The 14,183-nt window shown below is 50.9% G+C and carries 7 protein-coding genes; 6 read left to right on the top strand and 1 reads right to left on the bottom strand.

Annotated features, from left to right (window positions below; genetic code table 11):
- Positions 1 to 5 precede the first annotated feature (5 nt).
- The 4 genes from ACSR9A_RS06335 (at position 6) to ACSR9A_RS06320 (ending at position 4,062) form a co-directional block, all read left to right on the top strand.
- Positions 6 to 1,451 carry a DEAD/DEAH box helicase gene (locus ACSR9A_RS06335; RefSeq protein WP_473756231.1) on the top strand — a complete coding sequence of 482 codons (1,446 nt, stop codon included), beginning with the start codon at positions 6 to 8 and terminating at the stop codon, positions 1,449 to 1,451.
- Between the two features lie 207 nt (positions 1,452 to 1,658).
- Positions 1,659 to 2,246, top strand: coding sequence for a TetR/AcrR family transcriptional regulator (locus ACSR9A_RS06330; RefSeq protein ID WP_473756230.1), 588 nt, complete (start codon positions 1,659 to 1,661; stop codon positions 2,244 to 2,246).
- A 186-nt stretch (positions 2,247 to 2,432) separates the two neighbouring features.
- Positions 2,433 to 3,176 (top strand): SDR family oxidoreductase, encoded by a 744-nt coding sequence (locus tag ACSR9A_RS06325; protein ID WP_473756229.1) that lies wholly within the window; start codon positions 2,433 to 2,435, stop codon positions 3,174 to 3,176.
- Positions 3,177 to 3,237: 61 nt separating this feature from the next.
- On the top strand, positions 3,238 to 4,062 hold the full coding sequence (locus ACSR9A_RS06320) for a GNAT family N-acetyltransferase (RefSeq protein WP_473756228.1): 825 nt from the start codon (positions 3,238 to 3,240) through the stop codon (positions 4,060 to 4,062).
- Positions 4,063 to 4,132: 70 nt separating this feature from the next.
- Here the strand turns inward: ACSR9A_RS06320 and ACSR9A_RS06315 are convergent, their stop codons facing one another.
- The gene (locus ACSR9A_RS06315; RefSeq protein ID WP_473756227.1) at positions 4,133 to 6,526 is read right to left on the bottom strand and encodes a transglutaminase domain-containing protein; all 2,394 of its coding nucleotides are present in this window, start codon (positions 6,524 to 6,526) and stop codon (positions 4,133 to 4,135) included.
- A 180-nt stretch (positions 6,527 to 6,706) separates the two neighbouring features.
- On the opposite strand from ACSR9A_RS06315, the gene ACSR9A_RS06310 reads away from it, so the two are divergent.
- Together ACSR9A_RS06310 and ACSR9A_RS06305 are read left to right on the top strand one after the other, a co-directional pair.
- On the top strand, positions 6,707 to 7,507 hold the full coding sequence (locus tag ACSR9A_RS06310) for a GNAT family N-acetyltransferase (protein ID WP_473756226.1): 801 nt from the start codon (positions 6,707 to 6,709) through the stop codon (positions 7,505 to 7,507).
- A 258-nt stretch (positions 7,508 to 7,765) separates the two neighbouring features.
- Positions 7,766 to 14,161 carry an immunoglobulin-like domain-containing protein gene (locus ACSR9A_RS06305; protein ID WP_473756225.1) on the top strand — a complete coding sequence of 2,132 codons (6,396 nt, stop codon included), beginning with the start codon at positions 7,766 to 7,768 and terminating at the stop codon, positions 14,159 to 14,161.
- Positions 14,162 to 14,183: the final 22 nt, after the last annotated feature.

Raw genomic sequence — 14,183 nt, 5'->3', positions numbered from 1 at the left:
CTATGATGAGTGAAGCAAGCTTTAAGGATTATCAATTAAGTGAAGACATTACCCGGGCGCTGGATAGCTTAGGCTACAAGCAGCCGACCGTTGTACAACGCGAAGTGATTCCGATTGCGCTGAGCAAGCGCGATCTTACGGTCAAGTCGCACACCGGCAGCGGCAAGACGGCAGCCTACGGCATTCCGATCTGTGAAATGGTCGATTGGGACGAAAATCGGCCGCAGGCGCTCGTATTGACACCGACCCGCGAGCTTGCTGATCAAGTAACCGAGGATATTACGAACATAGGCCGTTACAAAAGAATTAAAGCGACGGCTATTTATGGCAAGCAGCCCTTTGCCCCGCAGCGCATGCAGCTGACGCAAAAAAATCATGTGGTCGTCGGTACGCCGGGCCGCATCATGGATCATATCGAAAAAGATACGATTGATCTGGAGAAGCTGCGCTTCCTCGTCATTGACGAGGCGGACGAAATGCTGAGCATGGGCTTCATCGAGCAGCTGGAAATGATTATTCAGGAGCTGCCCAAGGATCGGGTGACGCTTCTATTCTCCGCTACGCTGCCGAAGGATGTAGAACGTCTATGTCATCGCTACATGAATGATCCCGTTGACATTGAGATTAAAGGAGCGGGCAGCACGAAGGCTGAAATCGAGCATTCGCTGTTTATCGTACGGGATAACCGCAAGCTTCAATTGCTGCAGGATGTGACGGTAATGGAAAACCCGGACAGCTGCATCATTTTTTGCCGAACGCAGGTGAATGTCGATGAGGTGCATCATGAGCTGACCCAGCTCGGTTATCCGATTGGCAAAATTCATGGCGGCATGGAGCAGGATGACCGTAATCGGGTCATGGGCGAGTTCCGCAGAGGCGAATTTCGTTATTTGGTAGCGACTGATGTAGCGGCGCGAGGCATTGATATTGATCGGATTTCCCATGTAATCAACTACGATTTTCCGATGGAAAAGGAAAGCTATGTCCACCGCGCAGGCCGAACTGGACGAGCTGGTAACAAAGGCAAGGCGATCTCGTTCGTGACGCCAAATGAGGATTCTTTTCTCGCGAATGTTGAGGCGTATATTGGGTTTGAAATCCGTCAGGCGGAGGCTCCGCCCGAAGATGTTGTGGACAGCCGCAGGGAGAGCTTTGAGCTGAAGCTGAAAGCAAGTCCCGAATTGAAGCAAGACAAGAAGTCACAGCTGAGTGCGGACATCCTCAAGCTGCATTTCAACGGCGGCAAGAAAAACAAGCTGAGGGCGGTTGATTTCGTGGGCACCATTGCGAAGATTGAGGGCATGACAGCTGTCGATATCGGCATTATTACGATTGAAGACAATAAGACCTATGTGGAGATTTTGAATGGCAAAGGCCAGCTTGTACTGCAAGCGATGAAAAATACGACGGTTAAAGGCAAGCTGCTTAAGGTGCAGCCTGCACGGAAATAATGGGTAGAGCCGATTACGATCAGCAGGCGTAGTGGAAGGGCGCATCAAGCAAAGCGCTCCTCCAAGCAATCGCGCTGCATCGTTATCGGCTTTATTTTTGTAGGAGGCAAATAAAACTCGACTGACAAAATTGAGATATTGACATTTGTATTGAACTAGGCTGTATGTTATGGTTGAAGCACCAAATTGGTGGAGAAGGGGATAACAATGGCAAATGAGACGCCGCTAACGAAGGAAGCGATTTTGGACGCTGCGGAACAGGTGCTTCGGCGGTATGGCCCAGAAAAAACGTCCGTTACGGATATCGCGAAGTTTCTTCAGGTCAGTCATGGTACCTTATATAGGCATTTTGCCAGCAAAGCTGCGCTTCGAGAGACAGTTACCGAGAGATGGCTGGATAAAAGCGTATCCGAGCCTCTGGAAGGAATTGCGGCTGCAACGGACGGCAGCGCTGCTGTACAATTGCGTTCGTGGCTTGAGGCGCTCATGCAGAAGAAACGGATGTATGCGCTTGAGGATGCGGAGATGTTTGCGATGTACTCGGCGGTAACGCTGGAAGCCGTTGATTTAATTGCGGAGCATGTCGATCACTTGGTCAAGCAGATTGCCGTCATTGTAGAACGCGGCATGGACAGCGGCGAGTTTAAGCCGGGTGATGCGCATGCGATGGCAAGGGCTATTTTTCACGCGACAACGAAATTTCATCATCCGGCATTTGTGCGCGAATGGTCGAGCAAGGAAATCAATCAAGATTTTGATGCCGTATGGAGCTTGCTGCTTGCCGGATTACAATGAATACGCCTTTAGAAACAGATCGGATTAATCCTCCGGCAGCCGTTTCTAACAGGCGTATTTTTTTGTGTTTAATCAGTATAAATGACAAAAAATAATATTTGTTATTTGACATTCGTAATGTGTCCGCTTATACTCAAGTCAACAACAACGAGGAATAATTCCTCGCGACAAAGGATGGGACCACGGATGGAGAGAAGTTTAACGGGTAAAGTGGCTTTAGTTACGGGTGCATCGAGAGGCATTGGGCAGAAAATCGCCGAGGATTTGGCTTCGCATGGGGCCCAGGTCGTTGTCAATTATGCAAGCAGCCCGGAAAAAGCGGACGAAGTAGTCGCCGGAATTAAACGCAATGGCGGGGAAGCGAAAGCGATTGGAGCGGATATTAGCAAGGTGGCGGAAATCAAAGAGCTGTTCGACAAAACATTGGAAGCGTATGGACAGATAGACATTTTGGTCAATAACGCAGGCATTATGATTAACAAGCCGCTCGCAAGCATAACGGAAGAGGATTTTGACAAGCAGTTTGAAATTAATGTCAAAGGCACCTTTTTTACGATACAGCAAGCAGCACTGCATATGAAGGAGAACGGGCGCATTATTAACTTTTCAACGTCGGTGGCGGGCCATATGTTCCCGACCTACAGCACCTACGCGGGAACGAAAGGGGCGGTAGAGCAGTTTACCCGTCAGCTTGCGAAGGAGCTTGGACCGAAAGGCATTACGATTAATGCCATTGCACCAGGGCCCGTCAATACGGAGCTGTTTAAAGTTGGAAAGACGGAGGAGCAAATAAAGGCAATCAGTAATGCCAACTCCTTTGGACGGCTAGGCGAGCCGGAAGACATTTCTCAAGTAGTGCTGTTTCTGGCAAGCAAGGAGTCGCAGTGGGTAACGGGGCAGACGATGCGAGTGAATGGCGGCTTCATTTAAGAGGATAGTTTGAACCCCCTGTGCAGCTATGATATGGTTCGTATAAAAGGGGAGAGCAATCATGCAGCATCTGGATCAAATCGTGCCGCTTCTGGAACAGGATACGCTTACGAACATTACGCTGCTGAAAATGATCGAGGCTTATGAGGCATCCATCATCAGCAAGCTCATTAAGGACTCTGGAACGTCGCGATGGGGGCTGCTCCTACTGCTGCCAGTCGAAGCTTATCCCTATGATCAGCAGACGTATCCCGGCACCAACTTTATCGTTTTTGTCGCGTATACGGAGCAGTCGCTGCTGCTTGAGCTGCTTGAGGCGGTTCCCGCAGGAGCCCGCCTTGTGTTCAAGCTGCAGAAGGATGAGTATCGGGAACAGCTTGCCCACTATTACGAGCTGGAGCAGGCGAGAGCTTATATTTCCTATACGAGCCAAAACGAGCTAACAGGCAGCAGCGTGCAGCAGCATAAAGGGATTAGGAATGAGGACGTTGTGAAGCAGGAGGCGCTGGCAGAGGAACTGCTGCCGCTGCTTTGCAGCAACGGTTATACGCCGGAGGAGCTTCGAGACTATTTTGCCGCAGGCGCCTATGCCTTCATCATATACCGGGAAGGTGAAGCTGCTGCCGGTTGCTTTATTTTTTGCAACTATGACGACGTTTGGGAAATTGCAGGAGTCCATACCCGGGAGCGCTGGCGTGGGCAAGGCTTGGCGAGGCAGCTTGTGGCTGCGGCCTTGGAGCATTTGCAGCATGGTGGGCTGAGGCCGAGATACCATGTGCTGGAGACGAACACTGCCTCGATCCGCCTCGCGGAATCGCTGGGCCTCCAGCCCTTCATGAAGCTTACGCATCATACGATGCGAAGACCAACTGCGGAACAGCGGTAAATTTAGCCGAATCAACAAAAGCCCGCTCCTTCAACGTTAGCTGAAGGAGCGGGCTTTGCTTCGTCAAACCTTATAATTCCAGCAGCACGTAGCTGCCCATATAATACATTTCGGCATCATCATATTGATCAGGTACTTCCTCCCATACAATATCCCAAGTGTCATCCAGCATTTCTGAATAATCAACCTCAGGGGAGAGGCGCAAAATAATTTGCTCCTGACCGCTTTGCACGAGCTTCTTCAATTCGATACGAAACTGCTTATTGGAAGTCACTTCGAGACCATTTTTCACATAGTAGTCGTATTTATTGCTCTCGCCCGTATATTGATCGAGCTCATCATCCAGCCAGTAAGAGACATCCTCTATATATTCCTCATTGATTGCAGTAGTATCGTTGGCGTTATACAGCATATAGGGAACGTCAGAATTGGTCGCATTGTTGGTCGGATCGACGTTCAGCCATTCTCCTTCAATGTTAACCTTGTTCCACGCATGCGGAACGCCATCCAAATAGCCGGTTACGACAATCGTCTCCACGCCAGCGAGATCGTTCAGCAGCTTGTAGGTGTAGGCATAGCTCATGCAGACGCCGAGTTTATTGATCATAATGCCATAGGTGCTGTAAGCATCATAAAACTCGGGGTCCACCTTGCGAAAATCATATTTATACGCATTATCCAGCGCCTCATCATCGTACACCGTCGTATCGTTCAAATAGTCATAAAGCGCCAGCCGTTTTTCCTCGTCGCTCATTTCAGGCGTAATGGTGGCTGCAATAATGCGCTCGGCCTCCTGCATAATTTCCCGCTGCTTCGCGCGCATCTCCTTGACGGGATTCTCGTAGGACACATAAAGCGTAAGTGTGCGGTAATCGTAGCCGTAGCTTGCCAGCCCGATAATATAAGGATTTTGGTACATGACCTTCTCGACGACATCAATGAGAACCTCGGTATTTTGCGCTTCGGGAAAGGACATGAGCGAAATGTCTTCCTCTCCGATCATCAAGTTGCGAGCCAAATATTCTTCCAGTGCCGAGTCAGCAGAAATATGCAGCTTCTCCAGCAGCTTGTCGGTTGGGACGGTTGCTTTATCGCCCTTGGCGACGACCCGGCGCGTATTATCGATTTGCCGATCAATCAGATTGTCTGTGGCTGAAGACGCTTTGGTGAAGCGAGTAATAATCGTCGGCACATTGGCATCCGGTATAAAATAGGTCGTATTTTCCGGCTGAACATAGCCAGTATTAGCTGTACCCTCGGCTTCCCCATCCTCGTCTTCATACCAAGAAGCGATATAATCGATATCCTCAAGGATGACGTCTTCAACCCAGACGACGCCTGTCAGCGCCGTGCCTTTAATGGAATACGGAATGCGCAGGGGGCTCAATGGCTCAAGGACAAGCTCATCCGTTTCATACACGATGTCCTTAAAGCTGATAGAGCCATCGGTATGCTTTACTTCGACACTGTAGGGCAGATCATCCACGTACTCGTAGGTGTTGCCGAACAGCTCTCCTTCATATTCGTCCACAACCTCCGTCGGAAGCTGGCTCGACAGATCGGCCGTCACGACGGGAACGCTGAAGTTGGATTCCTTGCCGTTTGCGACGGCGGTAACATAGAAGTTGCCCTGTACTCCGGTATTTTGCGCGAGTGTAAAGCTCTCGCCGCTATCGAGCTCTATTTGGTCGTAAGTGGTATCGCCAAAATCGTCTAGCTCCGTTCCTTTGACCCGCTCAATCAGGACTGGGGACTCCAAATAAAAAGCGGATTTTTTGCCGGGAGCGCTTGTTACGCCATCCGTTTTCCGAGCTTCGGGGAAGGTCTGATACACCTTGTATTCGCTGATCCCTGTTATTTTATCCCAGACGAGCTTTAGCCTGCCCTCCTCGCTAATTTCATAGCTGAGATTCGGAACGGGCAGCTTGGACTGTACCGTGAATGGGATAATGAGCGGCTCCTCCAGCTTTTGGGGCGTAGTGGAAGCCATGTCATAATCAATGCGGAGATAATAAATCGGCGCGTTGCCCCAGCCCAATTGATTATAGGAGGAAGCGGAAGGAAGCGGCAGCACACCTGAATCCAGCGGCTCGACCGTAATCATGCTTTTGTTGCCCTCTACAGGGGTGACCCGGTTGAATGAAGCCATTTGGCTGGAGGGCAGCGCCTGCCGATCGGTATGAACGGTGATCGTTTCCTCCCATTTTAAAATGTCGAGTTGCGACAAATCGGATTGGAAATTAAACTCGAACTTCCTATCTTTTGCTACATTGTAGAGCGGCATGATCGGTTTCTTGCTGGTTTCGCCGTATTTTTGCTTTAGTTGCTGCACGGACAGCTTCTCCGGCGTCTGCCAAGCATATTTAAGCAGCTTAATGCTGGAATTGAAGCCATTGGCGGCATCTGACATACAGCCCGTCAGCAGCAGGCACATGACCAGCAGGCTGAGCAGCATTTTTTTCATTTATTTAGCTCCTCTAATTGATATCTATATGAAAATTTTAACTCGTTAAATATAATTGTTCAATCCATTTTTTCCAAAAATGCGATTGCTCTATGGATCGGTGATATAATGGTATTTTAAGGTAAATGGCTGCAGGAAGATGAATGATTCTTCTATTTCTAATATTGAGGAGTGCTGCAAATGTATGAATTAGCCCAAGTTGATTTTTATAAAGCAAGGCCGCTTCTTGAAGATCATTTTATGCATCCCGAGATGGTTTCCGTCATTGAAGGAAATAACCCGGGCTGGATTTTTGTAGACCAAATGGCTCAGCCGAGGACGGCCTTAGTATGGAGCAAGGGGATTCAGGGATTCTACTTAATCGGCGACGCTACGAATCCGACATTTATCGCTGAGCTGGATGATTATATTAATACTCATGTGGCACCTAGAATGCGCCAGGCTGGATTACAGCATTTTGAATGTTCTGGTCAACATGACAAATGGAGGCTGGGTGAGATTTTCCCCTCTAGAAGCCTGTATTCGTTTGAGCAGTTCGTATTCAAGCTGTTACAAGAGCCTCCGGTACCAAGCGCAAGAGGGATTAAGACCATTGATCTCAAAACAGCGGATTGGGATGACTTGCCGTGTACGAATCTAGCATTTGTGAAAGACACGCTTGAGCTATTTTGGTCTTCGAAAGATCATTTTTTGGAAAAAGGATATGGCTTTGCCGCGATAGATGGGTCGGAAATCATAGGTCTGTGTTACTCCAGTTTTGTGACCGGGGATACGCATGCGATAGGCATTGAAACCCTTCCCCAGCATCAGAGGAAGGGCGTGGGGGAGCATCTGGCGAGTCTGGTCGTCCATGAAATCGTAAAAAATGGCTATATACCCTATTGGGATTGCTCATCAGATAATGAAGGCTCTCAAAAAGTGGCGCTGCGGGCTGGCTTCGAGCAAGTTCATCGCTATCAAGGCCGCGTTTTTTCCATATAGACCATGGATGCTGGCCAGACGGCCAGCATCTTCAGCCTCCTCAGTAAACAAACCCTCGCTTTCACAAATCGCACTAATTGCCTCCTTATAAAAGGTGAAAAACAACCTTTTAGCCTGCTTATTCTATTTTTAATATCGCTTATCCTGAATTGAACAAAAAATTAAACGACTGGCATAAATAATCCCATTGAGAAGTGGGGCGCTATGCTATTTAATTAATACGAACCAATGAAAACGCATACATCTAGGAGGGGAAACATGAAGCGTAGAAAAATAGCAGCGGTGCTGCTGATTGCCGCTATGCTGCTCAGCACGCTGACGGGGCTTGCGCCACGCGCGGCTTGGGCAATGGAGGAGGAGCTTGCAAATCCGAATGAAGGCATGTCGGCAGCGGAGTCGGTGTACGAGCCAGGCCTGATTTTACACTATGATATGAAAACGACGGCGACCGATGCAGGGCAGACGATTGTGAAAAATGTAGCTGGCGGAACAGGCGCATATGATGGCATTTTCCGCAATCCGTCGAACGGCCAGCTTGTAGCGGATGGGTCTGCCGGTTTTGCTGGCTTTAACGGAGGCGCTGCTTCCGCGAACAGCGGCTATATTGAAATACCGAAAGGCGCTGGCGGCGAGGATCTGCTGAGCGGATTAACCGATGTCACGATTTCCTCGCTCGTTAACTGGGAGAACGACGGCACGAATCGCTGGATATTCGGATTGGGCGCCACGACGAGCGATCCCGAGAACGGCAACAAATATTTGTTTGCTACGCCGCGTCATGGCAGCACAGGCAATTACGTGGCTGCGGGCATATCGAAAAGCGGCTGGCGCAATGAAGCGATTTGGAAAGGCACTACCTCGCTTGCAGCCGGAGCCTGGAAGCAGGTTACGGTCGTATTCTCCGGTGCAGCGGATACGATAACGCTGTATGTGGACGGCGTGAAGGCCGCCTCCGGCTCGGCGAAGGGCATTAAGCTTGCCGATATTATAGCGACTGGGTCGAATTATTCCGGTTATATTGGCAAGTCTATTTTCGCGGGTGATGCTTTCTATCGCGGTTTAGTAGGCGACTTCCGCGTCTACAATTATGCGCTGAATGAGCAGCAGGCATCTGAGCTGTATACGCAGACTTCCAGCACAATTGCGAATCTCAAGCAGCTTGTGCTAACAGCAGCAGCGGATGCACTAGCTCCGGCGACGATGCTTGCCTCAGGCGATGTGAGCGCTGATGCGGTTACGAAAAATCTGACGCTGCCAGCAACTGGACGCAATGGCGTAGCGATTGCATGGAGCTCCAGCGATGCGTCGGTCATCGCCGCGGATGGAAAGGTGACGCGTCCAGCGGCGTCAGAAGCGGATAAGCCGGTGCAGTTAACGGCGAGCCTGACGTATCAGGGGCTTTCCATGCAGCGAGTGCTGAGCTTTAAAGTATTGAAGGAATTTTCTGAAAGCGCTATCGCTCAGGCGGATATGGAGGCTTTGGTCATTCCTCATACCGATCAGGTGAAGGGAAATCTGACGCTGCCGCAGCTTGGAGGAAATGGCTCCACCATCGAGTGGGAATCCAGCGATCCGGCGATTGTGAAAGGCTCGGCACAGGCGGCGGGCGATCTGACCCAGCTGGGCAGAGTGCTGCGTCCTGCGGACAAGGATGCTGCTGTTACACTGAAGGCCACGGTGAAAAAAGGCAGTGCAAGCGTGGAGCGGCTGTTCCACCTGACCGTGAAGCAGGCTCCGCCGAGCCTTGATTATGACGCGTATTTCTTTGCTTATTTTACCGGGGAATATGAGGGCGGAGAAGAAATTTCCTTTGCGACAGCCGAGGACCCGCTCAAGTGGCGGGCGCTGAATAACGGCAAGTCGATTATTCAATCGACACTTGGCGAGAAGGGGCTGCGCGATCCATTCATTATGCGCTCCCATGAGGGCGATAAGTTTTATTTGCTGGCGACGGATTTGCACATGGGCGAAAGCACGAACTTTGACCAAGCGCAAATAACGGGCAGCCATTCCATTATGATTTGGGAATCTGAGGATCTCGTCAATTGGAGCGAGCAGCGCATGGTCGATATCGCGCCGAAAAACGGGGGCAACACTTGGGCGCCAGAGGCCATTTACGACGAGAAGACGGGGCAATACGTCGTATTCTGGGCTTCCTCGATGAAGGTTGCTGATACGTATGGTAAGTATACGGGCGGCCGCCCATCGGGGCAATACAATGTCATGTATTACGCGACAACGCGGGATTTCTATACCTTCTCCGAGCCAAAGGTGTATATGGATGAAGCGTTCCCGACGATTGATACGACGATGGTACAGGAGGGCAATAGCCTGTATCGTTTTACGAAATCGGAAATCGGCTACAAGGTGTATTACGAGAAGGCAGCAAACGTCTTTGACGATGTGGATGGCATTCCGGCCAATGGCTATCAGTTCCCGGCGATTGCCGGTACGAAAAATGGAAACCAGGGACGAATTGGACATGGCGGCAATAACGAAGGGCCTACCGTATTCAAGGGTATTCGGGACAATAAATGGTATATGTTCCTCGATTCCTGGCCCTATCATGTGCGCGTCTCGAACAATCTGGAGGACGGAGCGCAATTCAGGGATAATCTGCTCGCTGAGGATCAATATGCACTGCCGCCAGGGCCGCGCCACGGCACGGTCATTCCGGTGACGCGGGCGGAATATGATGCGCTGCAAGCGAAATACGGCGTATCTGGTCCAGTGGAAAAGGAGGAGCCTGTCGTGCATTACACGTTCGACAGCAGCAGCGTAACGGGCACGCTTGTGAAGGATATGTCCGGTCAAGGACATGATGCGGAGCTCGTTGGCGGAGCCTCCATTAACCAGTCGGATAAAATAGGCGACTCCGGCAGCTCGGTGGAGCTGAACGGCACAACGGGCTATGTAAAGCTGCCAGACAATCTTGTTCGCGATTTGAATTTGGAGAAGACGACCATTGCGACTTGGGTGAGGGCGGATCAGAACAAGCTCAATCAGCGGATTTTCGACTTTGCATCAGACACGGGCAGAGCCGCTAACCGCAATACGATGTATTTGAGCACGACAGGCGATAATGGAGGCCTTGAGTTTGCTATTGTAACGCCATTCACAGAGAAGTTCGCCAATGACTCGACACTGCTTGGCGCAGGCTATAAATATGCGCTTCGCTCGGCGAAGCCAGCGGCAAGTGCTTGGCATCATGTGGCGGTATCCATCGATGGCTTCGAGGCGGTCATGTATGTGGACGGGAAAGAAGTATCGCGCAGCAGCACCTTCAACGTAGAGCCGCGCATGCTGCTGCAGACGACGATGAACTACATCGGGAAATCCCGGAATGCGAGTCACGGCTTGTTCGACGGCAAGCTCGACGATTTCCGTATTTACAATCGGGCGCTGACGAAGGAGCAGGTTGCTGCGCTTGCAGCGGATATGCCGGAAACACCGGGAGGCGGCGAGCAGCCGGAGGCGCCTAAGGCGATTCTCCATTATGATATGGGCCAAGTGGATGGCACAACGGTGAAGGATTTGGCTGGAAGCTTTAATGGCACTTGGGTCAATTCGCAAAAAGCAGAGTGGATTCATGCGGGGCAGAATGGTGTCATCAGCTTCGCAGGCGGCACGACCAGCTCCTATATTGAGCTGCCAAAAGGAGCGACCGATGGCCTGGCCGATACGACGGTATCCATGCTGATGAACTGGAGCGGCAAGGCTGGGGCGGAATGGGCCTTCGCATTGGGGCAGAACAGCACCAAATATATGTATTTTACACCGCGTTATAATACGTCGTCAGCGAATGCGCGCGCGGGCATTGCGACAAATTCATGGAACAACGAGGTTGCGGCGCAGCATACAGCTGGTCTGCCGACTAATCAGTGGAAGCTGGTAACGGCGGTTTTATCGGAAGAGGAGCAGATGCTAACGCTCTATATTGATGGCGTTATGGTAGGAGCAACACCAACGGGCGGCATGACTATGGCCCAAATACAAAATGCAGGCGGCATCAGCGGTTATATCGGCAAATCTTTTTATGCAACAGATCCGTATTTCGGTGGCATGATCGCTGAGTTTAAGCTGTTCAATGGCGCTTTGAGCGGAGCGGAAATCGGGGTGCTTCAGCAGGAGGCAGCTGCGAAGATTGCCGCGCTAGATGGGCTCACGCTGGAATATGCGGCGAATCAATTGGATTACAGCGCTTTTCTCAACGGCAATACGAGCAAGGATAGCGTTCGCACGAATTTGAAGCTTCCAGCAAGCGCTGGACATGGGACGACAATTACTTGGGTTTCGGGCACGCCGAGCGTGATTTCGAATACGGGTGTTATCCTACGTCCTGCCAGCGAGGCAGGCAATCAGAGCGTCACGCTTATTGCTACGATAACTGATGGGACCAAATCGGTGACTCGCAGCTTCACGGTCATTGTGGAGAAGGATGCCAGTCTTATGGAGAAGGCGCTGTTGGATGCGCAAAGCCTAATCATCTACAATCTGGCCGATGTTCGCGGTCATTTGACGCTGCCTGTCAAGGGAGCGAACGGGTCTACCATTGCATGGGTCAGCGAGCAGCCTAATGTCATCACGGCAACAGGCGAGGTTGCACGTCCCGCACATGGCGCACAGGATGTAACCGTTAAGCTGACCGCCATCATCACGAATGGCGCAACCTCTATTTCGAAGGCGTTCATAGCGACGGTGAAGCCGCTGCCTGCGCCAGCCGATTATAAAGGCTATGCATTCACTTATTTTACAGGGGAAGGCTCGGCAAGCGGCGAGCAAATCTATTTTGCACTAAGCAAAGGCAACGACGCGCTGCATTGGCAGGAGCTGAATGGCGGACTTCCAGCAATCACCTCTAATTTGGGTGAAAAAGGTTTGCGTGATCCGTTTATTATTCGTTCCCCGGAGGGCGACAAATTTTATCTGATCGCAACCGATTTGAAAATTTACGGCAATGGCGATTGGGGTGCCTCCCAGACGAGCGGAAGCCGTTCCATTATGGTTTGGGAATCGACGGATCTTGTGAATTGGTCGAACCAGCGAATGGTAGAGGTATCTCCGCCAGAAGCCGGAAATACTTGGGCTCCTGAAGCGTTTTACGACGAGAAGACAGGAGAATACGCCGTATTTTGGGCATCGAAAATGTATGAAGATGAGAGTCACAGCGTAGGTACGCATCAGCGCATGATGGTAGCTAAGACACGCGATTTCTATACGTTCTCGAAGCCGGTCGAGTATATGAATGATGGTTATTCGATTATTGATACGACGATGATTGGGCATGATGGCAAAGTATATCGTTTTACAAAGGATGAGCGCAGCACTAGCAGTGCGACGCCGAATGGGAAGTTTATTTTTCAGGAGTCAGGCAGCAGCGTCTTTGACAGCAGCTTTAAGCTGATCAAGGAGGGCATTGGGCGCGGACAAATTGGCCAGGGGGAAGGTCCGACCATATTCAAGTCCAATACGGAGGAAAAATGGTATATGTTCATCGATGAATTCGGCGGCCGAGGCTATGTGCCGTTCGAGACAACAGACCTCGATTCAGGGGAATGGAAAATATCGACGAATTATGACCTGCCGTCAAGGCCGCGCCACGGTACCGTTATTCCCGTGACACAAGCGGAATATGACCGCCTGCTTGTAAGTGTACCGAAGGCCGGACAGTCCGAGTCAGGAACGAAAGTAACCGGTGTGCAGCTAACGCCTTCAGCGCTTGCACTGAAAGCAGGGGAAGGAGCGCAGCTTACAGCAAATGTTGCGCCTGCGGCTGCGACGAATAAATCTGTTGTTTGGTCGAGCAGTAATTCGGCGGTGGCAGTGGTGGATGCAGCAGGCCGTGTGCAGGCAATTGGAGAAGGTACAGCCAATATTAGCGTTGCCACGGTAGATGGTGGATTTATCGCCGTATCGGCAGTGATGGTAACCGCAGGGGAAGATAACGGTGGTGGAACACCGACACCAACACCGACACCGACACCGACACCGACACCTAGTCCAACACCAACACCGACGACACCAAGCTCGGGTTCAACAGGGACCCAGCCAAGTTCGACGCCAGCAACACCTAGTCCAAAACCGAGTGTGGCACCTAGCACACCGCCGACTAGCGCTTTTAACGATACAGCGAACCATTGGGCAAGCGCTTCGATTACAAAGCTGACGGAAAAAGGATTAATGAAGGGTTATCCAGGCGGCAGCTTCAAGCCAAATGCTGCGATGAGTCGTTCTGAATTTGTGGCGGTCGCCTATCGCATGCTTGGTCTCGACTCTACTGCTGCTGCTGGATCAACGGCAAGCTTCAGCGATGTATCGGCAGATGCTTGGTACAGTGAGGCGGTTCATGCTTTGCGTGAAGCGGGAATTGTTAGCGGCGATGCCTCTGGCATGTTCAGGCCTGGCGATGCCATTACACGAGAGGAAGCTTTTGTGCTTGTATACCGCATTATGAAAGAAAAGCTTGCGCTCAGTGGGGATAGTAATGAGCTTACATTTACTGATGATGCAGCGATTTCAGAGTGGGCGAAGGAGGCGATAGCCGCCTTGTCCACGGCAAATGTACTGAATGGCTACGACGATGGTACGCTCAAACCACAGGGCAGCATTACCCGAGCTGAAGTCGCAACGATTTTGGCCGCATTCGTAGAATAAGCAATAGAAACCAGCTGAAAAA

The organism is Paenibacillus sp. R-74696 (assembly GCF_055814915.1).
This window is presented reverse-complemented; position numbering and strand designations above follow the sequence as displayed.